A 25,680-nucleotide genomic window follows, 5' to 3' on the forward strand; every position below is an offset into this window, starting at 1 on the left:
TTTTTATCCAGCAAGACCAATATCAAAAAGTTTTGATATTGGTCTTGCTGGCATTCAGGGCGGCTTGCACTTGGCTGAGCAGGGCTTCGGCCGCCGGGCTCAGGCTGTGTTCGCGGCGCCAGACCGCATGCAGGTCGCGGTTGATACGCATGTCGGTCACGGCCAGGCAGCACAACTGGCCGTTACGCAGCTCCTCCTGCACCGCCAGTTCGGAGATCCAGGCGATGGCTTGCCCGGCCACGAGGCTGCGCTTGAGGGCTTCGCTATTGCCCAGCGCCATGCCGATGCATGGTTGTAGGCCGCGTGCCTGGTAGGCCTGTTCCAGGCTGGCGCGGGTGCCGGAACCCAGCTCGCGGATCAGCAGCGGTGTTGCCGCCAGTTCGGCGGGACTCACTTCGCGGCATCCGGCCAGCGGGTGGTGCGGGCTGGCCACCGGCAGCAGGGCATCAGTGCCGAGGTGGCGGTGGTTAAAGTGCTCGCGCTCAAACGGGCCTTCGATAAAGGCCAGGGTGGTCTCATTGTTTTGCAGTTGCCGCAGGCTGGCGGCGGTGTTGCCGATCTGCAGGCTGAGCTGTAGCTGGGGGTACTGCTGGTGAAAGTGGGCGATCAGCGGCGGCAGTAGGTAGCTGCCAAGGGTGGCGCTGGCGCCCAGTTGAAGCTCGCCGCAACTGAGGTTGGCAAAGGCCTGCAGGTCGCGTTCAGCAGCCTGCTCCAGGGCAAAGATACGTTCGGCGTAAGGCAGCAGGCGCTGCCCAGCGGCGGTCAGGCTCACGCCGCGGCTCTGGCGATCAAACAGGCGTAGCTGCAGGCGCGCCTCCAGTTCGCGAATTTCCCGCGTGACGGCAGGTTGGCTGATAAATAGGCGCGCGGCGCCGGCACTGATGCTGCCGGTTTGGGCGATGGCGAGAAACACCTTGAGGTGGTGTAGATTCATAAATAGAAGGTATGCCTTGTATCTTTTATATGTATTTTACCTATACCACGCTGCTCTCTAACCTCACAGGTATAGACCGCTGACTCGGTCCTTCGTGAGGAATACCGTGATGTTGCGCCCCTTTACCCGTTTGCATGAGCCGCTGGCCTTTGTCCGTCAATTCACTCCCAACTGGTTCGCCATGACCATGGGCACCGGTGTGTTGGCCCAGGTAGTGGCCAAGCTGCCCGTATCGTTCACCGGGCAATTGTGGCTGGCCGAAGGCCTGTGGCTGCTGACGGTGCTGCTGTTTGGGCTGTTCAGCCTGTTATTTGTCGCGCGCTTGCTGCTGTTTCGCGACACCCTGTGGCCGATGCTGGATCACCCGGTGCAGTCGATGTTCCTGGGCGCGATTCCCATGGGGCTGGTGCAGGTGGTCAATGGCTTGCTGTTATTTGCCGAGCCCGTATATGGCGCGGTGGTGGTGCAGCTGGCGCACGGCCTGTGGTGGTTGGCGCTGGGCTTGGCCCTTGGGGTGGCGCTGGGTGTGCCGTATCTGATGTTCACCCGGCAAAAGCATGTGCTGGAGACCCTGACGGGTGTATGGCTGCTGCCGATTGTCGCCCCTGAAGTGGTTGCCAGTGGTGCCGCGGTGCTGGCGCCGCATCTGCCTGCTGAAACCGCGCAGTTACTGCTGAGCCTTGGCTATGTGCTGTGGGGTTTGTCCCTGAGCCTGGCGTTTGCCCTGATCACCCTGGTGCTGCTGCGTCTGGCCTTGCACAAACTGCCGGACATGGATTTTGCCGCCAGCAGTTGGTTGCCGCTGGGGCCGTTGGCCACCGGTTGCCTGGGGTTGATCAGTCTGGGCCAAGCGGCGCCGCAGGCCTGGCAGGGCACCGCGTTGCAGGGCGCTGCTGAAATGGCGCAGCAACTGGGCTTGGTGGGCGGGCTGGCGTTGTGGGGGGCTGGGTTTTGGTGGTTGGTCGCCGCGAGCTTGTTCACCCAGCATTACATCCGCCGTGAGTTGCCCTTCAACCTTGGCTGGTGGGGTTTTACCTTCCCACTGGGCGTCTTCACCCTCGCCACCTTTGCCTTGCAGCAATTAACCGGATTGGCGTTTTTCACCTGGGTGGGGCTGTTGCTGGCGGCCAAGCTGGCGCTTATCTGGTTGCTGGTGATGCGTCACACCCTGCGTGGCCTCTGGCATGGTGAGCTGTTTAAGGCACCCTGTTTATGCACGGTGAAGCCCGTATGAGGTGCCCGCTTAGGAGCTTATTGCCATTTGTCTCGACGCAACGACCATCTGTGATTGCCCCCATGGCCCCCGCTGGGCGAAAATAGCCGCCTTTTCGACCCCCAGTTGCCCAAGCAGCCCCGTAGGAGATTCAGTGATGCCCAGCCGTCGTGAGCGAGCCAATGCCATTCGTGCCCTCAGCATGGATGCCGTGCAGAAGGCCAACAGCGGCCATCCGGGTGCCCCGATGGGCATGGCGGATATCGCCGAAGTCCTGTGGCGCGACTTCCTCAAGCACAACCCGAGCAACCCAAAATTTGCTGACCGTGACCGCTTTGTGCTGTCCAACGGTCACGGCTCGATGCTGATCTATTCGCTGCTGCACCTGACCGGTTACGAGCTGTCGATCGACGACCTGAAGAATTTCCGTCAGCTGCACAGCAAGACTCCGGGCCACCCGGAATACGGTTACACCCCAGGCGTTGAGACCACCACTGGCCCGCTCGGCCAGGGCATCGCCAACGCCGTCGGTTTCGCCATTGCCGAGAAAGTCCTGGGCGCGCAGTTCAACCGCGACGGCCACCAGATCGTTGACCACTTCACCTACGCCTTCCTCGGCGACGGTTGCATGATGGAAGGCATCAGCCATGAAGTCTGCTCGCTGGCCGGCACCCTGGGCCTGGGCAAGCTGGTTGCCTTCTATGATGACAACGGTATCTCCATCGACGGCGAAGTCGAAGGCTGGTTCACCGATGACACCCCGGCGCGCTTCGAAGCTTACGGCTGGCAGGTGATTCGCAATGTCGACGGTCACGATGCCGACGAGATCAAGATGGCCATCGAGACCGCGCGTAAAACCGATGACCGTCCGACCTTGATCTGCTGCAAAACCACCATTGGTTTCGGTTCGCCAAACAAAGGTGGCAAGGAAGATTGCCACGGTGCGCCACTGGGCCTCGAAGAAATCGCCCTGACCCGCGCCACCCTAGGCTGGAACCACGGCCCGTTCGAAATTCCAGCGGATATCTACGCCGAGTGGGACGCCAAGCAGGCTGGCGCCGCGGCTGAAGCCGAGTGGGATCAGCGTTTCGCCGCCTATGCGGCTGCCTTCCCCGAGTTGGCCAGCGAGTTCAAGCGCCGTGTCGCCGGTGAGCTGCCCGCCGACTTCGCCGAGAAAACCGCTGCCTATATTCAGGAAGTGGCCGCCAAAGGTGAAACCATCGCCAGCCGCAAAGCCAGCCAGAACACCCTGAACGCGTTTGGTCCGTTGCTGCCGGAGTTCCTCGGCGGTTCCGCTGACCTCGCCGGCTCCAACCTGACCCTGTGGAAAGGCTGCAAGGGCGTGTCGGCTGACGATGCGTCTGGCAACTACATGTTCTACGGCGTGCGCGAATTCGGCATGAGCGCGATCATGAACGGCGTTGCTCTGCATGGCGGTTTCGTGCCGTACGGCGCGACCTTCCTGATCTTTATGGAATACGCGCGCAACGCCGTGCGCATGGCCTCGCTGATGAAGCAGCGCGTGCTGTTTGTGTTCACCCACGACTCCATCGGTCTCGGTGAAGACGGCCCGACGCACCAGCCGATCGAGCAGTTGGCCAGCCTGCGTGGCACGCCGAACCTCGACACCTGGCGCCCATGCGACGCCGTGGAATCGGCGGTGGCCTGGAAGTACGCCATCGAGCGTAATGACGGCCCAAGCGCGCTGATCTTCAGCCGGCAAAACCTGCCGCACCAGAGCCGCGACGCCCAGCAACTGGCTGACGTAGCCCGCGGTGGTTATGTGCTGAAAGACTGCGCCGGCGAGCCTGAGCTGATCCTGATTTCCACCGGTTCGGAAATCGGCCTGACGGTCGCGGCGTTTGACAAGCTGACTGCCGAAGGCCGCAAGGTACGTGTGGTATCGATGCCGTCCACCAGCGTGTTCGACCAGCAGGACGCCGGCTATAAGCAGGCCGTACTGCCGGTGCAGGTCGGTGCGCGCATCGCCATCGAAGCCTCGCATGCGGACTACTGGTACAAGTACGTGGGCCTGGAAGGCCGCATCATCGGCATGACCACCTTTGGTGAGTCGGCCCCAGCCCCGGCGCTGTTCGAGGAGTTCGGCTTCACCGTCGAAAACGTCCTGGAAACCGCTGCCGAGCTGCTGGACGCCTAAGCACGTAGGGTGGGTTGAGGCGCGTAGTGCCGATACCCACCGCTGTGCAGCATGGGTATCGCTGCGCTCAACCCATCCTACGGTTGTTTTTTCACTGAGATCGCCATGTCCAAGCGTCCCTATCGAATTGCCCTCAACGGTTACGGCCGCATTGGCCGCTGCGTGCTGCGTGCGTTGCATGAGCGCGGTACAGGGGCGCAGCTGGAGATCGTTGCACTGAATGACCTGGCCGATCAGGCCAGCATCGAATACCTGACGCGCTTCGACTCCACCCACGGGCGTTTTCCCGGCGAGGTGCGTGTCGATGGCGACTGTCTGCATATCAATGGCGACTGCGTGAAGGTGCTGCGCCAGGCGACCCCGGAAGGTGTCGACTGGTCGGCGCTGGATATTGACCTGCTGCTGGAATGCTCCGGTCAATACACCACGCGCGCTGCTGCACAACGCTTTATCGGCGCCGGCGCACCGCGGGTGTTGCTCTCGCAGCCGATGGCCAGCGAAGCGGATATCGACGCCACAGTGGTGTTCGGGGTCAACCAGGCCAACCTGACAGGCCGCGAGCAACTGGTGTCGAACGCCTCCTGCACCACCAACTGTGGTGTGCCGCTGCTCAAGTTGCTGAATGAAACGGTAGGGATCGAGTACGTGTCGATCACCACCATCCACTCTGCGATGAACGATCAGCCGGTAATCGACGCCTACCACCACGAAGACCTGCGCCGCACGCGCTCGGCTTTCCAGTCAGTCATTCCGGTGTCTACCGGCCTGGCCCGTGGTATCGAACGCTTGATGCCGGAACTGAGTGGGCGCATTCAGGCCAAAGCTATTCGCGTACCGACGGTCAACGTATCGTGCCTAGACATCACCCTGCAGACTGCTCGCGACACTTCGGCAGCGGAGATTAACGCCGTGCTACGCCAGGCGGCTGAAAACGGCCCACTTAAGGGCTTACTGGCGTATACCGAGCTGCCGCACGCTAGCTGTGATTTCAACCATGACCCGCATTCGGCGATTGTCGACGGCAGCCAAACGCGTGTCTCTGGCCCACGTTTGGTCAATCTATTGGCCTGGTTCGACAACGAGTGGGGTTTTGCTAACCGCATGCTCGATGTCGCTGAACACTTCCTTTCCCTGACTACTCCAGCCCCCGTGAAGGACTGATATATGACCGTTCTGAAGATGACCGACCTCGACCTCGCCGGTAAGCGCGTGCTGATCCGCGAAGACCTCAACGTGCCGGTAAAAGACGGTGTGGTGAAGAGCGACGCGCGCATCCTCGCTTCCCTGCCGACTATCAAGCTGGCGCTGGAAAAGGGCGCTGCGGTGATGGTCTGCTCGCACCTGGGTCGACCGACCGAAGGTGAGTTCAGCGCAGAGAACAGTCTGGCACCCGTTGCTGCCTATCTGAGCAAGGCCCTGGGCCGTGACGTATCGCTGGTTGTCGACTACCTGGGCGGCGTCGAAGTCGCTGCTGGCGAGATCGTGCTGTTCGAAAACGTGCGCTTCAACAAGGGCGAGAAAAAGAACGCTGACGAGCTGGCCCAGCAATACGCCGCCCTGTGCGACGTATTCGTGATGGACGCCTTCGGCACCGCGCATCGCGCCGAAGGTTCGACCCACGGCGTAGCCAAGTTCGCCAAGGTAGCTTGCGCCGGCCCATTGTTGGCTGCCGAGCTGGACGCCCTGGGCAAAGCGCTGGGTAACCCGGCCAAGCCAATGGCGGCGATTGTTGCCGGCTCCAAAGTGTCGACCAAACTCGACGTGCTCAACAGCCTGAGTCAGATCTGCGACCAGCTGATCGTCGGCGGCGGCATCGCAAACACCTTTCTCGCGGCGGCTGGTTTCCCGGTCGGTAAATCGCTGTATGAAGCGGATCTGGTTGAGACGGCCAAAGCCATCGCGGCCAAGGTCAGTGTGCCGTTGCCGGTGGACGTGGTCGTCGCGAAAGCCTTCGCCGAAGACGCCGAAGCGACCGTTAAGCTAGTCGCCGATGTGGCTGAAGACGACATGATTTTGGATATCGGCCCGCAGACTGCAGCGCAGTTTGCCGAGCTGTTGAAATCGTCGAAGACCATTCTGTGGAACGGTCCGGTGGGTGTGTTCGAGTTCGACCAATTCGGCAACGGCACCAAGGTGCTGGCCCAGGCCATTGCCGAAAGCCCGGCGTTCTCGATTGCCGGTGGTGGCGACACCCTGGCGGCCATCGACAAGTACGGCATTGGCGCGCAGATCAGCTATATCTCCACCGGCGGCGGCGCGTTCCTTGAGTTCGTCGAGGGCAAGGTGCTGCCGGCCGTAGCCATGCTGGAACAACGCGCCAATGGTTAAGCCGATCAGCCTGCTTGGTGCCTGCGCCAGTCAGCCGGCACCGTCGGATAACTGGACGCGCTGGGTCTGCGACAGCCAGGCCGAAGTGCTCTGGCGTTTCGCCGACAGCAGCCGCGAGTCGGTTGATGTACGCCTGGGTGGTGGCGATATCGTCTATCGCTTGAAGCAGCAGGTATCAGGTTCGGGTGCGCTGTACAGCGACGGTTTGCTGTCCTTTCATACCAAGGGTGAGGAAGGGCTGGTTTACTGGACGGCCAACGATGACCTGATTGGCCGTGGCTGCAAGGCACCTTAGCAACGAATTGAATACAGGCCAGGCTTACCCCTGATCTGAATGACTTGAATAGCGCCTGCCCCTGCGGCAGGCTTGCACGATTAACGAGCTCCACCGGGAGAAAGAACACCATGGCACTTATCAGCATGCGTCAGATGCTCGACCACGCCGCCGAATTTGGCTACGGCGTGCCGGCCTTCAACGTCAACAACCTCGAGCAGATGCGCGCGATCATGGAAGCGGCCGACAAGACCGATTCCCCGGTGATCGTCCAGGCTTCGGCCGGTGCGCGCAAATACGCCGGCGCGCCGTTCCTGCGCCACCTGATCCTGGCGGCCATCGAAGAATTTCCGCATATCCCGGTGTGCATGCACCAGGACCACGGCACCAGTCCGGACGTTTGCCAGCGCTCGATCCAGCTGGGTTTCAGCTCGGTAATGATGGACGGTTCGCTGAAAGAAGACGGCAAAACCCCGGCCGACTACGACTACAACGTCAGCGTCACTCAGCAAACTGTGGCCTTCGCCCACGCTTGTGGTGTGTCGGTGGAAGGTGAGCTGGGTTGTCTGGGCAGCCTGGAAACCGGCATGGCCGGCGAAGAAGATGGCGTTGGCGCTGAAGGCGTGCTTGATCACAGCCAGATGCTCACCGACCCGGAAGAAGCTGCTGACTTCGTCAAGCGCACTCAGGTTGATGCCCTGGCCATCGCCATTGGCACCAGCCACGGCGCCTACAAATTCACCAAGCCACCGACCGGTGACATCCTCGCTATCGACCGCATCAAGGCGATCCATGCGCGCATCCCCAACACTCACCTGGTCATGCACGGCTCCAGCTCGGTACCGCAAGAGTGGCTGGCAATCATCAACCAGTACGGCGGCGACATCAAAGAAACCTACGGCGTGCCGGTTGAAGAGATCGTCGAAGGCATCAAGTACGGCGTGCGCAAGGTCAACATCGACACCGACCTGCGTTTGGCGTCTACCGGTGCCATGCGCCGCATGATGGCTGAGCACCCGAGCGAGTTCGACCCGCGTAAGTTCTTCTCCGCGACCGTGACGGCCATGCGTGATATCTGCATCGCCCGTTACGAAGCCTTCGGCACTGCCGGCAACGCGTCGAAGATCAAACCGATGAACCTGGAAGCCATGTTCCAGCGTTATGCCAAGGGTGAGCTGGCCGCCAAGGTCAACTAAGCCTGTTGCTTTACCGAGAGCCCCGCCGATGCGGGGCTTTTTGTTATGGGCGCGGTAAGCACGGCGTGGCCTTGGGTGTGATCAATACTGATCAAGCAGGGCGCGCCGAGGCGGGTGCTTGGTAAAACCATGTAAAACACCCAGCGTATGCCGCTCCGCGTGCTGGTCCATACTCGGGCCACTGTCGTTTCTGGATACCCGTCTGCATGCCGAGCAAATCGCGCACCTTGCTGTACTTTCTTTTCGCTGTGCTGCTCACGAGTGTGTTGGGGGCTGTGCTGCAGACGCAGTTCAATCTGGCCAGCCTGCAAGCACTCGGTGCGCCAGTGCCGCTGACAGTGCGCTTACACACCACCGGCCTGGATCTACTGGGCTTTAGCCCGACTTTCGCGGTGCTGGTGATCCTCGGCTTTATCTGCGCGCTGCCAGTGGCGAGTCGATTCGCGCGTGCCTGGCCGAGTGGCCGCTGGCTGGTGTTTGCCCTGGCTGGCGCGCTGGCAGTGTGGTCAGCGCTGTCGCTGGCCAATGCGCTGTTGCCGATGCCGACGCTGATTGCGGCTAATCGCAGCCTGGGCGGCACCGCTGGGCTAATGGCCTGCGGCAGCCTGGGGGCGTTGTTGTTTGCGCTGCTGTGGCAGCGTGCTGCGCCTGTCCAACCCTGACTTGTTTACCTTCGAGCAAAAGGCCCGTGCCATGTTGAAGACATCCCGCGCTCTGTTATTCCTCGGTCTGCTGGGCAGCAGCCTGGCGCAGGCCATGGACTACCGCATTGAAACCGTGACCGGTGGCCTGGAGCATCCCTGGTCGCTGGCCTTTCTCCCAGACGGGCGCATGTTGGTGACCGAGCGGGTGGGGCGCCTGCGCATCATCGAGGCGGATGGCCGCCTTAACCCGCAGCCAGTTGGCGGCGTGCCAGAGGGGTTTGTCGCTGCGCAGGCGGGGTTGATGGAGGTCATGCTCGACCCGCAATTCGCCAGCAATCAGCAGCTCTACCTGAGCTACGCCTATGGCACCGCCCAGGCCAACAACACGCGTTTGGCCAAGGCGCGGCTGGTCGACGGGCAGTTGCAGGATGTCCAGGTGCTGTTCAGTGCGCTGCCGGCCAAAGCCGGGGCCGCGCATTACGGCGGGCGCATGGCCTTTCTCCCGGATAACACCCTGGTGCTGACCCTCGGCGATGGCTTTGACCTGCGTGAGCAGGCGCAAAACACCGACAACCATCTGGGCAAAATCGTCCGGCTTAATCGCGATGGCAGCATCCCCCAGGACAACCCGCTGGTGGGGCAGGCCGGTGCGGCGGCGGAGATTTACAGCCTGGGCCATCGCAATGTGCAGGGCATCGTCTATGACGCCGAGCGGCAGCGCCTCTACAGCCACGAGCATGGTCCGCGTGGTGGCGACGAGCTGAACCTGATTAAACCGGGCAACAACTATGGCTGGCCGCTGATCACCTACGGCATCGACTACAGTGGCGCGCAGATTTCCCCTTACACCGAATTGCCGGGCTTGCAGCAGCCGCTGCTGCACTGGACGCCATCCGTGGCGCCATCGAGCCTGACGCTGTACCGCGGCGGGTTGTTCCCGCAGTGGCAGGGCGACCTGTTCGCCTCGACCCTGGCCGAGCGCAGCGTGCGACGTATTCGTTTGCACAACGGCAAGCTGGCGGGGCAGGAGGTGCTGTTTGAAGAACTGGGCGAGCGCATCCGGGATGTGCGCGGCGGTCCGGATGGCGCGCTGTATCTGCTCACCGACAACGCCGCCGGACGCTTGCTGCGCGTTGTACCGGCTGCCGAATAACGCTAAAAGCCGCCCCCCGTCGCGGGCGGCTTGCGGCATAATCGCCGGCCTTACTGTGCCCGCACCACTTCGCCCATGACCCCGCTTAAATACCTGCAAGGCTACCCAGCACCGCTACAAGAAAAGATTCGTCAGCTGATTGCCGAGCAGCGCCTGGGCGATTATCTGGCGCGGTCCTACAGTGGCAAGCACGCGATTCAGAGCGATAAGGCGCTGTACGCCTATATCCAGGGCCTCAAGCAGGAACACCTGCGCAATGCGCCGGCCATCGACAAGGTGCTCTATGACAATCGCCTCGATTTGACCCATCGCGCGCTCGGTCTGCACACGGCGATCTCGCGGGTGCAGGGCGGCAAGCTCAAGGCGAAGAAGGAAATCCGCGTGGCCTCGTTGTTCCGCGAGGCGGCGCCGGAGTTTCTGCAGATGATCGTGGTGCACGAGCTGGCGCACTTGAAGGAGGCTGAGCACAACAAGGCCTTCTACAAGCTCTGCGAGTACATGCTGCCTGGCTACCATCAACTGGAATTCGACCTGCGGGTTTACCTGACCTGGCGCGAGCTGGTGGGTGCCGCGGGCTCGTTGTCAGCCCCGCAGCATTAGGTTGAGCTGGTCGACAACTTCGGCCCAGTCGGCGTCTTCACCAATCTCTTCACGCAAAAAAGCCGCCTGAGCGTTGTCCCAGAAGGGCGCGTCGGCGAGTTTGCAGTCTTCAGCCAGAGGCGAATGTTGCTCGATAAACCGCTCAATGGCGGCGTCGTCATTGGGCAGGCCGAGTTGCTTGAAGAGGCTGGCAAGGTCGTGTGTCTGCGGGTACATGGCGGTCTCCTGAGACTGTGCGGAGTGGTCTTTCAGTTATAGCTGCTATCAGTCGACCGAGAGAATCTCCAACAGTTGCACGCCGCTGGCCACCCGCAGGGTGATCTCGTCGCCGACGCCCTTGCCGAGCAAGAGTTGCCCCAGCGGCGCTTGCGGGCCAATCACCTGCACTGTCTGGCCATCCTGCTGCAGCTTCATGGACGCACCGTCCGGGCCGAGGAACAGGCATTGCTGCCGATCTTCGTCATCGTTCAGTGCGATCAGGGCGCCGAGTTGGACTCCCAGTTGCGGGTCAAAACTGCGCAGCACCAGCTGTTTCCAGTTCGCCAGAGTTTGGCGAATGGCTGCCGCCCGCCGCGCTTGGCCAGTTGCCAGGTACGAGGCTTCCAGGCCGAGGGTGTCGTATTTGTTCTCGGCGATGTTCTCTTTGGCGGTGGCGGTTTCGTAGGCGGTTAATGCCGCCTGCTGGGCTTGCAGGTGGTCATCTTCAAGGCGCTTGAGCACCTGTTGCAGCAGTTCAGTCTTGTTCATGGCGGGCACTGTGTGGGCAGCTGTGCAGGGTAGCGGAAAAGCGTCAGGGCCGTGATCCCGCGCGAGGCGGTCAAGACGGTTTAATCTCGACCCTGGCCTCTGAGCAGGTGCGCGGCGAGGGTGCGCAGTGGTCCGAGCTGCCGACAGATCAGTGCCAACTGGGTCTGTAGCAGGCGATGTGGGTCATCCAGCTCGTCGCTGAGTGTTTCCAGCTCGCTGGCGAGCTGCTCTTCCGCATCGCTGTGAATCGCCACCGGGCGCTCGTCGTGCAGGCAGCTGGCAATCTCATCCAGGCTGGCGGCTAACCGGCTGGCGCTGACTAGCAGTGGGTGGTCGCTGCCGCTCAGGCTCGCCTCACCGCGGTGCGCGCCGAGGCCCGAGAGGTAGCTCAAGAGGGTGTGCGAGAGCACCAGAAAGCGAAAGCCGACATCGGCTTGCTTACGAAAATGCCCCGGCTCCATCAGCATATTGCCGAGCGCGGTCGACAGCGTGGCATCGGCGTTGTGGGCGTTGCGCCGGGCCAGGCGATAGCTCAGGTCGTCACGCTTGCCGCTGGCGTACTGCTGGATGATTTGCTGCAGGTAACGGCTGTTGCAGCTCAGGGTATTGGCCAGCAGGCGATTGAGGCGGCGGCCTTGCCAGTCCGGAAGGATTAACAGCACCGCCAAACCGGCGATCAGGCTGCCCAGCAGGGTGTCGACCAGGCGCGGAATAAACAGCCCATAGCCATTGCCCACCTGATTGAAGCAGAACAGCACCAGCAGGGTAATCGCTGCCGTGGCCAGGGTGTAGCGGCTGCTGCGCAGGGCAAAGAACACCACGCCGGCGACGACCGCAAACAGCGCCTGCACCAGCTGATTGGGAAACAGATCAAACAGCGCCCAGCCCAGCAACAGGCCGAGCACGGTGCCGCTGATGCGCTGTACCAGCTTGCGCCGGGTGGCGCCGTAGTTCGGTTGGCAGACGAATAGCGTGGTTAGCAGAATCCAGTACCCCTGGGTCGGGTGAATCCAGTGCAGCACGCCGTAGCCGGCGGCCAGGGCGATGGACAGGCGCAGGGCGTGGCGAAACAGCAGTGAGGTGGGCGTCAGCTGCAGGCGCAGGCGCTCCCAGACATCCTTGAGTGACTGCGGCTCGCGGTCGAGCAGGCTGCTGTCCTGTTGTTCGGCCATGGCGTCGGGGTTGCTGGCGTTGCCCAGTAGCGTATCCAGGCTGCGCAGGTTGCCGGCCAGGGCGCCGAGCGAGCGCAGCAGGTGGCGCCAGGCGGGGTTGCTCTGCAAGCGCAAGTGTTCGAGGGAGTCGTGCAGGTCGGTCAGTGCCTGGCGGCATAGCTCGCGGTATTCAAACGGTTGACGCAGTTCGATGGCCTGGGCCAAACGCTGGCAGGCCTCACCATGCAAATGCAGCAGGCGTTGGCAGCGAAACATCACATCGCTATGGAAGAAGGCTTCGGCCAGCTCGTTGTAAGGGTAGTGCGAGGAGCTGGCGCGCTCGTGGATATCCTGAGCGAGAAAGTACAGCTTGAGGTAGCGGCTGACTTTGGGTCCCGGCCGGCCATTGCCCACGCGGTGCAGAATGATTTCCTTGGCCGCATTCAGCGCTGCGACCACGCGCCCATTTTGTTTGGCCAGGGCCAAGCGCCGCTCTTCTACATCCAGTTGGCGCAGCGGCTCGAACAGCGCGGCCTTGAGCTTGAGGTACTGGCCCAGCTCGCGAAACAGCCGCGCCAGGCTGTGTTGCACCGGCTGGTTGGCGAACAGCGCATTCCACAGCACCGACAGCACGCCGTACCAGGCGGCGCCGGCGACCAGCAGCAAGGGCTCCTGCCACAGACCGGCGGCGCCGCCGCGTTGCTCCACGCCGATCATGCTGTACACCGCGAGAATCAAGGTCGCCGAGCCGAGGGTGGCGTAGCGCTCGCCGAGTGCGCCGAGCATGGTCAGGGCAAAACTGGCCAGCGCCAGACCGATAACGAACAGCCAGGGGTAGGGGAACAGGAACTCCACCGCATAGGCCGCCACGCTGAAGCAACCGAGGGTCACCAGCAGCGCCACCAAACGGCCCTGCCAGCTGTCGTCGGTTTCCGCCAGGGCGCTGGCGATCACCCCGAGAAACAGCGGTATCAGCGCCTGCATCCAGCCTTGCGACCAGCACAGCAGCAGGACACCGCTGAGGGCGATAAACACCCGCAGGCTATAGCTGAATTTGTCCTGCGCCCAGAGGCGACGCAGCGAATGGCGCAGTGAAGGTGACGACATCAAGCAGGGGCCTTGGACATGAGACGTGCGCTCAGACTAATGCAATAGCCTGCCCGGCGGCACGCCCTGTCGTCATTGATACACGCCAACCGCTAAAGCGTTTGGCTTAACAAATACGGACGCTGCGCTAAACCAGCGCCCGCACTTTATTCATCACAGCGGCCAGACCAGCAGCAACAGCGGCACGCTGACCAGCACCACGAGTATTTCCATCGGCAGGCCGAGGCGCCAATAGTCGCCGAAGCGAAAGCCACCTGGGCTGAGAATCAAGGTGTTGTTCTGGTGACCAATCGGGGTGAGGAATGAGCAGGAAGCGCCGATTGCCACCGCCATCAACAACGCGTCCGGGCTGACCCCAAGTTGGCTGGCCGCGCTTAAGGCGATCTGGCACATCACCGCGGCGGTGGCGGCATTGTTCATAAAATCCGAGAGGGTCATGGTCACCACCAGGATCAGCGTCAGCACCACCACCGGATTGCCTTGTGCGACATGCTCCATCAGCAGGTGCGCCAGCAGGTCGGCCGCGCCGGTTGCAGACATGGCTCCGGCCACGGGAATCATTGCCCCCAGCAGGACGATCACCGACCAATCGATGGACTGATAGAGCAGGCGCAGCGGCACGATGCGCGCCACCATAAACACCAGCACACCGACGGCGAAGGCCACGGCTGCCGAGAGTACGCCGAACGCGGCGAGGATCACTGCCAGCAGCATCACGCCGGCGGCGAAGCCGGCTTGGGCCGGGTTAGGAATGCTGATGGCACGGTCGGCCAGCGGCACGCAGGCATAGTCGCTGGCAAAGTCGTTGATGTCCGCCGAATCGCCTTGCATCAGCAGTACATCACCGCGCTCAAACAGGGTCGAGCGCAGGCGTTTGATCGAACGATGACTTTGCTTTGAGATCGCCAGCAGGTTGATGTTGTAGCGGTGGCGCAGGCGAATATTGCTGGCCGATCGACCAATCAGCTGGGAGTCCGGGCGGACCAGCAGTTCCTGCAGCACCCTGTCGTCATTGCTGCTGTCCTTCTTTTCTTCGGTCTTGCTCTCGGCTGCCGCCTTGTCGTTTTTCTCGTCCTCATCCGCTGCCGACTTCTGCTCGGCTTCCAGCTGCAACCCCAGCTTGCCGAGCACTTCGCCGAGGGCTTCAGGCTCGGCTTCGATCACCAATACGTCATCGGCCTGGAGGATGCGCCGTGGGTTGGGGGCTGATAGGCGCAGCTTGTTGCGTACCATGCCCACCACTTGGGCGTCGGCTTCTTCGAGCAGTTGTTCGACTTCGCGCAGGCTCTTGCCGTCGGCCTTGGCGCCTTCTTTTACGCGGGCCTCGGTGATGTAAGTGCCGGTGTCAAAGCTGGCGACGCCGACCACTTCCCGGCGCGGCACCAGTCGCCAGCCAATCAGGGTAATAAACAGCACACCGGTCAGCGCCACGGCGACGCCCACCGGGCTGAAATCGAACATGGCGAACGGCCCCGCGCCGCTTTGCGCGCGGAAGCTGGAGACGATCAGGTTAGGCGGCGTACCGATCAGCGTGGTCATGCCGCCGAGAATGGTGCCGAAGGCCAGCGGCATCAGCAAACGCCCCGGCGGCAGCTCTTGTTTGCTGGCGATCTTCAGGGCAATCGGCATGAGCAGGGCGAGTGCGCCAACGTTGTTCATAAAGGCCGACAACAGCGCGCCAAGGCCGGTCAGGGCGGCAATCGACAGCATGGGGCCGGCATTGGCGGGTAATAGCCGTTGCGCCATGGCGTCCACAGCGCCGGTTCGCTGCAAGCCGAAGCTGAGCACCAGTACGCAGGCTACGGTAATGACTGCCGGATGGCCGAAGCCGGCAAAGGCCTCCTGGTCTGGCACCAGGCCGGTGATGACGCAGGCCAGTAGGGCGCCGAGCGCGACAATGTCATGCCGCCAGCGGCCCCAGAGAAACAGCCCCATGGTGGCGGCAAGGATGGCGAAGATCAGGCCTTGGTCTTGGGTCATGCGGGTAAACCATCCTTAGAGTTGGGGCGGGGGACGCCGCTTAGCCGTGCACAGATCTCATGCTGGCGTCGCACAGGCGCACACCCGCTTAAACATACTGCGCTGCTGCGTAGCCCGATGCCCAGGCCCATTGAAAGTTAAAGCCGCCCAGGTGGCCGCTGACATCGAGTACTTCACCGACAAAATACAGCCCCGGTGATTTCAACGACTCCATGGTTTTCGACGACACTTCGCGGGTGTCGACCCCGCCCAGAGTGACTTCGGCGGTGCGGTAGCCTTCGGTGCCCGCCGGCACCAGTTGCCAGTCGCCGAGCTGCTCGGCAATCGCCTTGAGCTCGGCATGGGTGTACTGCTTCATCGGTTTGGAGGCGAACCAGTTATCCGCCAGCAGCCCGGCCATTTTTTTGGTGAACAGCTCGGCCAGCAGGGTTTTCAGCTCGCTGTTGGGCCGCTCGCGTTGCTGCTGCTCCAGCCACTCGGGCAGGTCGATATGCGGCAGCAGGTTGATGCTGATGGCGTCCCCAGGTTGCCAGAATGAGGAAATCTGCAAAATTGCCGGGCCGCTAAGGCCGCGGTGGGTAAACAGGATGTTTTCCTTGAAGCTCTGGCCGTTGCAGCTCACCACGCAGTCTTCCACCGAGGTGCCGGACAGCTCAGTGCACAGCGCTTTGAGCTGCGGGTCGGTAATGGTGAAGGGCACCAAGCCGGCGCGGGTCGGCAGCAGCTCGTGGCCGAATTGCTTGGCCACCTGATAGCCAAAACCTGTAGCGCCGAGGGTGGGAATCGACAGCCCGCCAGTGGCGATCACCAAGGACTCGCAGCGCACTGTGCCGGCGCTGGTTTGCAGCTGGTAGCCGCTATCCAGTTTGCTGAGCTCGCTCACCGAGGTATCCAGGCGCAGCTCGACGCCCGCTTCATCGCACTCGCTGAGCAGCATATTAAGAATGTCGCTGGCCTTGTTGTCGCAAAACAGCTGACCGAGCTTCTTCTCGTGATACGCCACGCCGTGCTTGGCCACCAGACCGATAAAATCCCACTGGGTGTAGCGCGCCAGGGCGGATTTGCAGAAATGCGGGTTCTGCGAGAGGAAATTGCTCGGTTCACAGTACATGTTGGTGAAATTGCAGCGGCCACCGCCGGACATCAGGATTTTCTTGCCGGCCTTGTTGGCGTGATCCAGCAGCAGCACCTGACGGCCGCGCGCGGCAGCCGTCAATGCGCACATAAGCCCGGCGGCGCCGGCTCCAATAATCACGACCTGGGGTGTCAGCACAGCAATTTCCTCAACCTACGACATGCGCCAAGGCTGGCGCAAAACAGCGCATATTAACTGATGGCTGGATGGGTGTGACCGGGCCGGTGGTCGACTAGGCTAAGGGCTCTGTTCTCCTTGAAGGAGCCACCGTTAATGGATGGACTGCGTGCAGGCCTGCTCTCGTTAGCGCTGCTGATGCCGCTGTATGGCGGCGCGGCTGACGCATTGCGTCTGGTCGCCGACCCTTGGCCGCCCTTCACTGACAAGACGCTGCTGAACAACGGCCTGGCTTCCGATCTGGTGGTCACCGCCCTGAGCCGTGCCGGTTACGCCAGCCATTACGCGCAGGTGCCTTGGGAGCGTGCGGTGCGTGGTTTGCAGCAAGACACCTACGATGTGCTGATCAACGCCTGGTACACCGATGAGCGCGCGACGTTTGGCTATTACTCGCAGCCCTACTTGATCAACCGTATCCGCTTTTTGCAGCGCAAGGGCAGTCAGATTGAGTTCCGCCAATTATCGGATTTGTATCCCTACAGCATTGCCGTGGTGCGCGGTTATGCCTATTCCAGCGCGTTTGATCAGGACAGCCGCCTGAGCAAAGTGGGAGTGCTCAGTTTTGCCGTGGGCGTGCGCATGTTGCAGGCGCAGCGAGTGCAATTGGCCCTGGAGGATGAGCTGGTGGCGCGCTTTCACCTGGGCCGGCACTTGACCGGCATCCGTGATCAGCTGGAATTTTTACCGCAGCCGTTAAGTGAGAACGGCCTGCATATTCTGGTTAGCCGTCGGCACCCGCAGCATCAGCAGATTGCCGATGCCTTCAACAAGGCGATTGAGGCGATGCGTGCCGATGGCAGCTATGAGCAGATTTTTCAGCGCCACGGTTTGTAATGGCTGATCGCGGCCGCATTGCGCGGCCGCTGCCTGAGGCATTTACAGCGAGCGTACGCGTAGCGAGCGGCCTTTGATTTTGCCTTCGCTGAGGCAGTTGAGCGCCTTCAGGGCCAGGCTGCGCTCAACCGCGACATAGGCTTGGAAGTCGAAGATGGCGATCTTGCCGACCTGCGCGCCAGGGATGCCGCCTTCACCCGTGAGGGCACCGAGAATATCGCCGGGGCGTAGTTTGTCTTTGCGCCCCGCGCCGATGCACAGGGTGATCATCGGCGGCTGCAGCGGCGCGCCGCCCTGATTCTTCAAGCTGCTCAGTGGGTGCCAGTTGAGCGGCGCCCTTTGCAGGGTTTCGATGGCCTGGGCGCGATGGCCTTCTGCCGGTGCCACCAGGCTCATGGCTAGACCCTTTTCACCCGCACGCCCGGTACGGCCGACGCGGTGAATGTGAATTTCCGAGTCGCGCGCCAGTTCGACGTTGATCACCATGTCCAGCGCATCGATATCCAGGCCGCGCGCGGCGACATCGGTGGCCACCAGTACCGACAGGCTGCGGTTGGCAAACATCGCCAACACTTGATCACGGTCACGTTGCTCCAGGTCACCGTTCAGCGCAGCGGCCGAGATGCCTTTGGCGGTGAGGTGGTCGACAACTTCCTGACACTGCTGCTTGGTAAAGCAGAAGGCCACGCAGGACTGCGGGCGGTAGCAGTTGAGCAGCTTGACCACGGCGTCCATGCGCTCTTCCGGGGCGATCTCGTAGAAGCGCTGCTCGATCTGCGTATCGTCGTGCAGCGCGTCGGCTTTAACCTGTTGCGGGTCGCGCATAAAGGTCGCGGACAGCTGCTTGATGCCGCTCGGGTAGGTGGCGGAGAACAGCAGGGTCTGCCGGCGGCTCGGGATCTGGCTGATGATCTCGGCGATGCTGTCGTAGAAACCCATATCGAGCATGCGGTCGGCTTCATCCAGCACCAAGGTATTCAGGCCGTCGAGTTTCAGTGTGCCTTTGCTCAGATGCTGCTGAATGCGCCCCGGGGTGCCGACGATGATCTGCGCGCCATGCTCCAGCGAGGCGATCTGCGGGCCGAAGGGCACGCCGCCGCACAGGGTCAGAATCTTGATGTTGTCCGCTGAGCGCGCCAGGCGGCGCAGTTCTTTGGCCACCTGGTCAGCCAGCTCGCGCGTCGGGCAGATCACCAGTGCCTGGCAGCCAAAGTAGCGCGGGTTAAGCGGGTTGAGCAGGCCGATGCCGAAGGCGGCGGTCTTGCCGCTGCCGGTTTTGGCCTGGGCAATCAGGTCCATGCCCTTGAGCATTACCGGCAGGCTCTGCGCCTGAATCGGGGTCATCTCGCTGTAACCGAGGGACTCGAGGTTCGCCAGCATGGCGGCGGAAAGCGGCAGAGAAGAGAAAGCGGTGTTGGTCACGGTACAGGCCTGCTAAACGAAATGGCGTGCAGTGTAACAGGCTGCGCCCTACGCCCTGACGTTAACAGGCAGCCGGTCGTGGACCGGCGCGGCTTAGAACCTTATTTACGATCTCGCGAGCTAGAGCCATGCAAGGCAAAAACAGGCGAGGAAGCGGAGTTTACTGGTGTAAATGAGCATTACGAGCCTGTTTTTAACGCAGCAGGGCCGACGCGCAGCAGATCGTAAAAGGTTCTAGAAGAGGTCTATCGGGTCTACGTCTAACGACCAGCGCACCGCGCGGCCGCTGGGCATCTGTTCCAGGGCGTGCATCCAGGTGTTGAGCAGTCGATGCAGCGGCGCGCGGGCGTTAGCTTGCACCAGCAGCTGGGCACGGTAGCGGCCGGCGCGGCGTTCCATCGGCGCGGGGATCGGGCCGAGCAGTTCGATGCCGCTGAGTTTCAGCTCGTCCAGCAGCAGCTCGGCTTCCGCGCAGGCGTCGTCGAGAAAGCCTTCGGCCTGGCCCGGTTTGTGTGCCTCGGCGCGCAGCAGGGCGAGGTGGCAGAACGGCGGCAGGCCGGCGCTACGGCGTTCGCTTAGGGCTTGCTCGGCGAAGGCGAAGTAGCCTTGCTCGGTCAGTTGCACCAATAAAGGATGGTCGGCCAGGTGGCTTTGGATAATCACCTTCCCTGGCTCTTCGGCGCGCCCGGCACGCCCGGCTACCTGCACAATCAACTGAGCCATGCGTTCGCTGGCGCGGAAATCCGCGGAAAACAGGCCGCCATCGGCATCGAGAATCGCCACCAGGGTCACGCGGGGGAAGTGATGGCCCTTGGCGAGCATCTGGGTGCCGACCAGGATGCACGGCTCGCCGCGTTGCACGGTGTTGAACAGGGTGGTCATGGCTTCTTTGCGCGAGGTGCTGTCGCGGTCCACGCGCAACACAGGTACATCGGGGAAGAGAATCTCCAGACGTTCTTCCGCACGCTCGGTGCCAGCACCCACTGGGCGCAGGTCGACGTTGTTGCATTTCGGGCAGTTACTCGGCTGGCGCTCGGCATGCCCGCAGTGGTGGCAGCGCAACTCGCGCGAGCGCTGGTGCACGGTCATCCGCGCGTCGCAACGCGGGCATTCCGACAGCCAGCCGCAGTCATGGCACAGCAGCGTAGGAGCGAAGCCGCGACGGTTAAGGAAGACCAGCACCTGCTGACCGGCCTGCAAGGTCTGCGCGATGGCTTGTTGCATGGGCCCTGATATCCCTGAATCCAGCGGCCTACTTTTTACATCCAGGCGCAGAAAACGCGGCTGCTTGGCGCCGCCGGCGCGCTCACGCAGATGCAGCAGGGCGTAGCGGCCGCTGTGGGCGTTGTGCAGGCTTTCCAGCGAGGGCGTGGCCGAGCCGAGGACAATCGGGATGTTTTCCTGATGCGCACGTACCACGGCCAGATCGCGCGCGTGATAGCGCAAGCCTTCCTGCTGTTTATAAGAGGCGTCGTGTTCTTCATCGATGATGATCAGCCCCGGGCGCTGCATTGGGGTAAACAGTGCCGAGCGGGTACCGATGATGATGTCGGCCTCGCCGTCGCGCGCCGCCAGCCAGGCGTCCAGGCGCTCGCGGTCATTGACTGCCGAGTGCAGCAAGGCAATGCGCGCATTGAAGCGCTGCTCAAAGCGCGCCAGGGTCTGCGGGCCGAGGTTGATTTCCGGGATCAGCACCAGCGCCTGCTTGCCAGCCTCCAGGGTTTCGCGGATCAGCTGCAGGTAGACCTCGGTCTTGCCGCTGCCGGTAACGCCCGCCAGGAGATAGGTATTGAAGCTGTCGAAGCCTGAGCGGATGGCCTCGGAGGCCGCGCGTTGCTCGGCATTCAGCGGCAATTCTGGCTGCGCGAGCCAGTTAGCGTGGCGCTTGCTCGGGGCGTGCCGGCGCACTTCCACCTGGACCAGGCCTTTTTCCAGCAACAGGTCGAGGCTGTCTTTGTTCAGCTGCAGCTTGCTCAGCAATTGATTGGCAACGCCATGCGGGTGCTGGGCCAGGGTCTTCAGGGCATCACGCTGGCGCGGTGCGCGGCTCAAACGTGGGTCGTCCAGCTGCGCGCCATCGCTGATCGACCAGAAGCGCTCCTGGCGCGCTTCTGCCGGCTCGCCCTGGCGCAGCAGCACCGGCAGCGCCCAGCTTAGGGTGTCGCCAAGGCTGTGCTGGTAATACTGGGCGGTCCATAGGCACAGCTTAAAAAACGCCGGCGGTAGAGGTGACTGCGCGTCGAGCAGTTGCAGGGCCGGCTTGAGCTTGTCTGCGGGCACCTCGCTGTGATCCGTCACCTCAATCAAGATGCCGATCATTTCCCGTCGACCAAACGGCACGCGCAGCCGTGCGCCGGGCTGCAAGGCGCTGCGCGGCACACCGGCGGGGGCGCGGTAGTCGAACAGGCGGCGCAGCGGCGAGGGCAGGGCGAGGCGCAAAATGACGTCGGACAAACAGTGGCTCCCGTGATCAGCCGCGGTCGGCGAGGCGCGATCTTAGCATGCAGCCAGTCGACGGCCGGCCTTGCGTCGCTGCGGTGCTCTGGTATTATCGCCGGCCTAATTCCGTGCGGTACCTGACAATAGTGTTTGGTGGCGGCGCGACAGTCCTGAGGAATCACCATGAAAGCCGATATCCACCCGAACTATGTAGCCATCACCGCCACTTGCAGCTGTGGCAACGTGATCGAAACTCGCTCCACCCTGGGCAAAGCGCTGCCTCTGGACGTGTGCAACGAGTGTCACCCGTTCTACACCGGTAAGCAGAAAATGCTGGATACCGGCGGCCGTGTTGATCGCTTCAAGCAGCGTTTCGGCATGTTCGGCGCCAAGCAGTAAGCTTGCGCGCAGCGTCGCAAACCCTAATGGGTTGTACCGCGCTACTGAAAAAGGCGTCCCTTGTGGGCGCCTTTTTCGTTTTCGGCTTTTACGCAGGCGCCGCGCTGGCGTTCTGCCCGGCCCCGGGCAAGCTGCCCAGCGTGAAGGTGCAGCGTGTGGTCGACGGCGACACCCTGCGCCTGGTGGATGGGCGTAGCGTGCGTTTGATTGGCCTGAATACACCGGAGATCGGTCGCCAGGGGCGTGCCAGCGAGCCCTTGGCCGACGCCGCTCGCCGGCACTTACAGGGGTTGGTGGCGGCCAGCGATGGACGCATCGCCTTGCAGGTCGGTCGGCAGCCCAAGGATCACTACGGTCGCACCCTGGCACATGCCTACGACAGTCGCGGGCGTAATCTAGAAGCCCAGTTACTCAGTGAGGGGTTGGGCTACCAAGTGGCAGTTGCGCCCAATCTGGCCTTGGTGCGCTGCCAGCAGGCGGCCGAGCGCAGTGCACGGCAGGCCCGTGTCGGGCTGTGGCAGCGTTCGCCGGTTAAGTCCCCAGCGCAGCTGAAACAGGGCGGGTTTGCTCTGCTCCGGGGGCGCGTCGAGCATGTCGAACGTAATGCCGGCGGGGTCTGGGTGGAAATGGCTGATGACTTGGTGCTGCATATCGCCCCGCGCGCGCTGGCTAATTTCGACCTGCACGCTGTCCAAGGGCTTGAAGGGCGTAAGGTCGAGGCACGAGGATGGGTGATTGATCGCGCCAAGCGTGGCGGCTTGCGAAAGGGGCAGGCGCGCTGGATGCTGCCGTTGACCGATAAGGCCATGTTGGAGGTGCTGCCATGATTGTGCGTGTCCTGCTATTGCTGATGCTGTTGCAACTGACGGCTTGCGCGGTCAATCCGGCCACCGGGCGCAGCAACTTCGTGATGATGAGCGAGCAGCAAGAGCTAGACCTCGGCCGTCGTTACAACCAGCAGATCCTTAAGGAAAACCCGCGCTACGCCGATGAGAAGCTGCAGGCTTACGTGCAGCAGGTCGGTGAGCGCGTGGCCAAGAGCAGTCACCGAGCACAGCTGGCCTATCAGTTCACGGTGGTCGACAGCCCTGATATCAATGCCTTTGCCTTGCCGGGTGGCTATATCTACATCCATCGCGGGCTGCTGGCGTACCTCAGTTCTGAAGCCGAGCTGGCTGCGGTGCTCGGCCATGAAGTGGGTCACGTGACGGCGCGCCACAGTGTGCAGCAACAAAGTCAGTCAACCGCTTGGGGCTTGCTGGGCCAGGCTGTGGCGATTGGTACGGGTGTCGGCGCGGCCGCCGATGTCACCGGTGTAGTGGGTAACGCTTTTGTCCGTGGTTATGGCCGCGACATGGAGCTTGAGGCTGATGGCCTGGGCGCTCAATACCTGGCGCGCAGCGGTTACGACCCGCAGGCGATGATCGAAGTGGTCAAGGTGCTGAAGAATCAGGAAGACTTCTCCCGCGACCAAGCGGCTGCGCGCGGAGAAGCGCAACCTGCTGGCGGCTACCACGGGTTGTTCGATACCCATCCGGATAACGACCGGCGCTTGCAGCAGGTGCTGGGCCCGGCGCGTGCGCTGGCCACAGGCCGGCAGGAGGTCAATCGCGAAGTCTTTCTCAAGCGCTTGGAGGGGCTACCCTTCGGTGACTCTGCCGAGACTGGGGTGCGCCGCGGTCAGCGCTTCTACCATGCGGATTTGAATTTCACCCTGACGTTCCCCAAGGGCTGGAGCCTGCTCAATCGAGCGGATGCGTTGATTGGCCACACCGAGGATCAGCAAGCTTTTATTGCGATGACGCTGGAGGACAATCCGCAACAATTGTCGCCAGCTGAACTGCTGCGCCAGCGCGTTGGTGGCCAGCGCCTGGTGGCTGGCGTCGAGTTGCAGCAGGCTGGCCTCAAGGGTTATAGCGCGGTGATCCCCGGCAATGCTGCCAAGCGCGTGGCGCTGATTCAGCATGGTCCGCAGGTTTATTTGTTTGTGGCGGCGGTGCGTGGTCGGGCCTCGTTGGAAAGTCAGGACGAGCAGTTTTTGAGCGTGATCAAAAGCTTTCGGCCGATGACCCGCGCCGAGCGCAAAGAGGCGCAGCCCTTGCGCTTGCACATGGTCAAGGTCAAACCGGGGCAGACCATTGAAGCGCTGGCCAAGGGCAGCAAATTACCAGGTGATGCGCTGAAGACCTTACGTTTGCTCAATAACCTCTACCCGTCGGGGCAGCCGCGTGCTGGTGATTGGCTGAAGGTCGTGCGCTAGGGCTTGCGTGCGTATACCGACTCGTCAGTCTTGTGCAGTTGTATACAACTTGCGTATCCTCGGCCGCCTGCCTGTTCAACAGCCCAAAGCGGAAATGCCCATATGTCTGATTTGAAAACAGCCGCTCTCGATTATCACGCCAATCCCCGTCCGGGTAAGCTGAGTGTCGAGCTCACTAAGCCAACCGCAACCGCCCGCGACCTAGCTCTGGCCTATAGCCCGGGTGTCGCCGAGCCTGTGCGCGAAATCGCGCGTGATCCGGAGTTGGCGTATCGCTACACCGGCAAAGGCAACCTGGTGGCAGTGATCTCTGACGGTACCGCTATTCTCGGTCTTGGCGACCTCGGTCCGTTGGCTTCCAAGCCGGTTATGGAAGGTAAGGGTGTACTGTTCAAGCGCTTTGCCGGTATCGACGTATTCGACATCGAAGTCGAGTCCGAGAGCCCGCAGGCCTTTATCGACACCGTACGCCGTATCTCCATCACGTTCGGCGGCATCAACCTGGAAGACATCAAGGCACCTGAGTGCTTTGAAATCGAACGCACGCTGATCGAACAGTGCGACATTCCGGTATTCCATGATGACCAGCACGGCACTGCAATCGTGACGGCGGCGGGCATGCTCAACGCCCTGGAAATCGCCGGCAAGACTCTGCCTGAAGCCAAGATTGTGTGCCTGGGCGCTGGCGCTGCCGCGATCTCCTGCATGCGCTTGCTGGTGAGCATGGGTGCCAAGGTTGAGAACATCTTTATGGTCGACCGTAAAGGCGTGATCCACGCTGGCCGCGATGACCTGAACCAGTACAAGGCGGTCTTCGCCAGCGAAACGGACAAGCGCACCCTGTCGGACGCGCTTGACGGTGCTGACGTATTTGTTGGTTTGTCTGGTGCTAACCTGCTGGCCCCTGAAGACCTCAAGCGCATGGCGGCAAGCCCGATCGTGTTCGCCTGCTCCAATCCGGATCCGGAAATTCAGCCAGAGCTGGCCCATCAAGTGCGCGATGACGTGATCATGGCCACCGGTCGTTCCGACTACCCGAACCAGGTCAACAACGTGCTGGGCTTCCCGTTCATTTTCCGTGGTGCTCTGGACGTTCGCGCGACCCGCATCAACGAAGAGATGAAAATCGCCGCTGCTCTGGCGCTGCGTGACCTGGCCAAGTTGCCGGTGCCACAGGAAGTCTGTGATGCCTACGGCGGCATTGCCCTGTCGTTTGGTCGCGAGTACATCATTCCGAAGCCAATGGACCCACGTCTGATCACGTTGGTCTGCGACGCGGTAGCCAAGGCTGCGATTGAAAGCGGTGTAGCGACTCTGCCCTATCCGAAGCATTACCCGTTGCAGTCGGTCAACGATGTGTTCAACGGCTAAGCGCTTAGCTTAAACGCAATAAAAAACCCGCTTCGGCGGGTTTTTTATTGGTCGCTATTTCGGCTGTATAAAGCGGATACGCGTAAGCGCTCCATAAACCCCACCTGCCCATAGCCCGCATATCATTGGATGCTGAGCTCCCGTTTTAACTGGAGTTC

The 25,680-nt window shown here is 62.0% G+C and carries 22 protein-coding genes; 14 read left to right on the forward strand and 8 right to left on the reverse strand.

Annotated elements, in window-relative coordinates; translation table 11 throughout:
* Positions 1 to 22: 22 nt before the first annotated feature.
* Positions 23 to 934, reverse strand: coding sequence for a LysR substrate-binding domain-containing protein (locus tag N1078_RS14920; RefSeq protein ID WP_274088951.1), 912 nt, complete (start codon positions 932 to 934; stop codon positions 23 to 25).
* A 109-nt stretch (positions 935 to 1,043) separates the two neighbouring features.
* Here N1078_RS14920 and N1078_RS14925 point away from each other — a divergent pair, with 109 nt between their 5' ends.
* From N1078_RS14925 to N1078_RS14965, 9 genes are all read left to right on the forward strand, one after another.
* Positions 1,044 to 2,168, forward strand: a complete 1,125-nt coding sequence (locus N1078_RS14925) for a TDT family transporter (RefSeq protein ID WP_274088952.1) — start codon at positions 1,044 to 1,046, stop codon at positions 2,166 to 2,168.
* A gap of 136 nt (positions 2,169 to 2,304) precedes the next feature.
* A complete protein-coding gene (tkt, locus tag N1078_RS14930; protein WP_274088953.1) occupies positions 2,305 to 4,305 on the forward strand; it encodes a transketolase in 2,001 nt (666 codons plus the stop codon).
* A gap of 105 nt (positions 4,306 to 4,410) precedes the next feature.
* On the forward strand, positions 4,411 to 5,466 hold the full coding sequence (gene epd / locus N1078_RS14935; RefSeq protein WP_274088954.1) for an erythrose-4-phosphate dehydrogenase: 1,056 nt from the start codon (positions 4,411 to 4,413) through the stop codon (positions 5,464 to 5,466).
* Between the two features lie 3 nt (positions 5,467 to 5,469).
* Positions 5,470 to 6,633 (forward strand): phosphoglycerate kinase, encoded by a 1,164-nt coding sequence (locus N1078_RS14940; RefSeq protein WP_274088955.1) that lies wholly within the window; start codon positions 5,470 to 5,472, stop codon positions 6,631 to 6,633.
* Entirely contained in the window at positions 6,626 to 6,928 is a 303-nt protein-coding gene (locus tag N1078_RS14945; RefSeq protein WP_274088956.1) for an MliC family protein, read from the forward strand. Before N1078_RS14940 ends, N1078_RS14945 begins: the two co-directional genes overlap by 8 nt.
* 110 nt (positions 6,929 to 7,038) lie before the next feature.
* Entirely contained in the window at positions 7,039 to 8,103 is a 1,065-nt protein-coding gene (fba, locus tag N1078_RS14950) for a class II fructose-bisphosphate aldolase (RefSeq protein WP_274088957.1), read from the forward strand.
* A 206-nt stretch (positions 8,104 to 8,309) separates the two neighbouring features.
* Positions 8,310 to 8,765: a hypothetical protein gene (locus N1078_RS14955; protein ID WP_274088958.1), complete on the forward strand. Its 456-nt coding sequence runs from the start codon at positions 8,310 to 8,312 to the stop codon at positions 8,763 to 8,765.
* A gap of 31 nt (positions 8,766 to 8,796) precedes the next feature.
* On the forward strand, positions 8,797 to 9,900 hold the full coding sequence (locus tag N1078_RS14960) for a PQQ-dependent sugar dehydrogenase (protein ID WP_274088959.1): 1,104 nt from the start codon (positions 8,797 to 8,799) through the stop codon (positions 9,898 to 9,900).
* Between the two features lie 75 nt (positions 9,901 to 9,975).
* Positions 9,976 to 10,500: a YgjP-like metallopeptidase domain-containing protein gene (locus N1078_RS14965; RefSeq protein WP_274088960.1), complete on the forward strand. Its 525-nt coding sequence runs from the start codon at positions 9,976 to 9,978 to the stop codon at positions 10,498 to 10,500.
* Here the strand turns inward: N1078_RS14965 and N1078_RS14970 are convergent.
* From N1078_RS14970 to N1078_RS14990, 5 genes are all read right to left on the reverse strand, one after another.
* Entirely contained in the window at positions 10,483 to 10,716 is a 234-nt protein-coding gene (locus tag N1078_RS14970) for a DUF2789 domain-containing protein (RefSeq protein ID WP_274088961.1), read from the reverse strand. The genes N1078_RS14965 and N1078_RS14970 overlap by 18 nt on opposite strands.
* A gap of 48 nt (positions 10,717 to 10,764) precedes the next feature.
* Entirely contained in the window at positions 10,765 to 11,247 is a 483-nt protein-coding gene (locus N1078_RS14975) for a GreA/GreB family elongation factor (RefSeq protein ID WP_274088962.1), read from the reverse strand.
* 80 nt (positions 11,248 to 11,327) lie between these two features.
* The gene (gene yccS / locus N1078_RS14980; RefSeq protein WP_274088963.1) at positions 11,328 to 13,505 is read right to left on the reverse strand and encodes a YccS family putative transporter; all 2,178 of its coding nucleotides are present in this window, start codon (positions 13,503 to 13,505) and stop codon (positions 11,328 to 11,330) included.
* Between the two features lie 153 nt (positions 13,506 to 13,658).
* Positions 13,659 to 15,485, reverse strand: a complete 1,827-nt coding sequence (locus tag N1078_RS14985) for an SLC13 family permease (RefSeq protein ID WP_274088964.1) — start codon at positions 15,483 to 15,485, stop codon at positions 13,659 to 13,661.
* Between the two features lie 88 nt (positions 15,486 to 15,573).
* Positions 15,574 to 16,758: an NAD(P)/FAD-dependent oxidoreductase gene (locus tag N1078_RS14990; RefSeq protein WP_274088965.1), complete on the reverse strand. Its 1,185-nt coding sequence runs from the start codon at positions 16,756 to 16,758 to the stop codon at positions 15,574 to 15,576.
* A gap of 135 nt (positions 16,759 to 16,893) precedes the next feature.
* On the opposite strand from N1078_RS14990, the gene N1078_RS14995 reads away from it, so the two are divergent.
* Positions 16,894 to 17,631 carry a substrate-binding periplasmic protein gene (locus tag N1078_RS14995; protein WP_274088966.1) on the forward strand — a complete coding sequence of 246 codons (738 nt, stop codon included), beginning with the start codon at positions 16,894 to 16,896 and terminating at the stop codon, positions 17,629 to 17,631.
* 42 nt (positions 17,632 to 17,673) lie between these two features.
* Here the strand turns inward: N1078_RS14995 and dbpA are convergent, their stop codons facing one another.
* Entirely contained in the window at positions 17,674 to 19,053 is a 1,380-nt protein-coding gene (dbpA, locus tag N1078_RS15000) for an ATP-dependent RNA helicase DbpA (RefSeq protein ID WP_274088967.1), read from the reverse strand.
* Between the two features lie 234 nt (positions 19,054 to 19,287).
* The gene (locus N1078_RS15005) at positions 19,288 to 21,507 is read right to left on the reverse strand and encodes a primosomal protein N' (RefSeq protein ID WP_274088968.1); all 2,220 of its coding nucleotides are present in this window, start codon (positions 21,505 to 21,507) and stop codon (positions 19,288 to 19,290) included.
* Positions 21,508 to 21,675: 168 nt separating this feature from the next.
* Between N1078_RS15005 and rpmE the strand changes: the two genes are divergently transcribed.
* From rpmE to N1078_RS15025, 4 genes are all read left to right on the forward strand, one after another.
* Positions 21,676 to 21,891 (forward strand): 50S ribosomal protein L31, encoded by a 216-nt coding sequence (gene rpmE, locus N1078_RS15010; protein WP_274088969.1) that lies wholly within the window; start codon positions 21,676 to 21,678, stop codon positions 21,889 to 21,891.
* A 26-nt stretch (positions 21,892 to 21,917) separates the two neighbouring features.
* Complete coding sequence (locus N1078_RS15015; RefSeq protein WP_274088972.1) at positions 21,918 to 22,718, forward strand: thermonuclease family protein; 801 nt, start codon at positions 21,918 to 21,920, stop codon at positions 22,716 to 22,718.
* The gene (locus tag N1078_RS15020; protein WP_274088970.1) at positions 22,715 to 24,151 is read left to right on the forward strand and encodes a M48 family metalloprotease; all 1,437 of its coding nucleotides are present in this window, start codon (positions 22,715 to 22,717) and stop codon (positions 24,149 to 24,151) included. The genes N1078_RS15015 and N1078_RS15020 overlap by 4 nt, the downstream gene beginning before the upstream one ends.
* A gap of 102 nt (positions 24,152 to 24,253) precedes the next feature.
* Positions 24,254 to 25,522 (forward strand): malic enzyme-like NAD(P)-binding protein, encoded by a 1,269-nt coding sequence (locus N1078_RS15025; RefSeq protein WP_274088971.1) that lies wholly within the window; start codon positions 24,254 to 24,256, stop codon positions 25,520 to 25,522.
* The last annotated feature ends 158 nt before the right edge of the window (positions 25,523 to 25,680 follow it).

The sequence above is a fragment of the Pseudomonas sp. MIL19 genome (assembly GCF_028680365.1).
GTDB classification, from domain to species: Bacteria; Pseudomonadota; Gammaproteobacteria; order Pseudomonadales; family Pseudomonadaceae; genus Aquipseudomonas; species Aquipseudomonas spirodelae.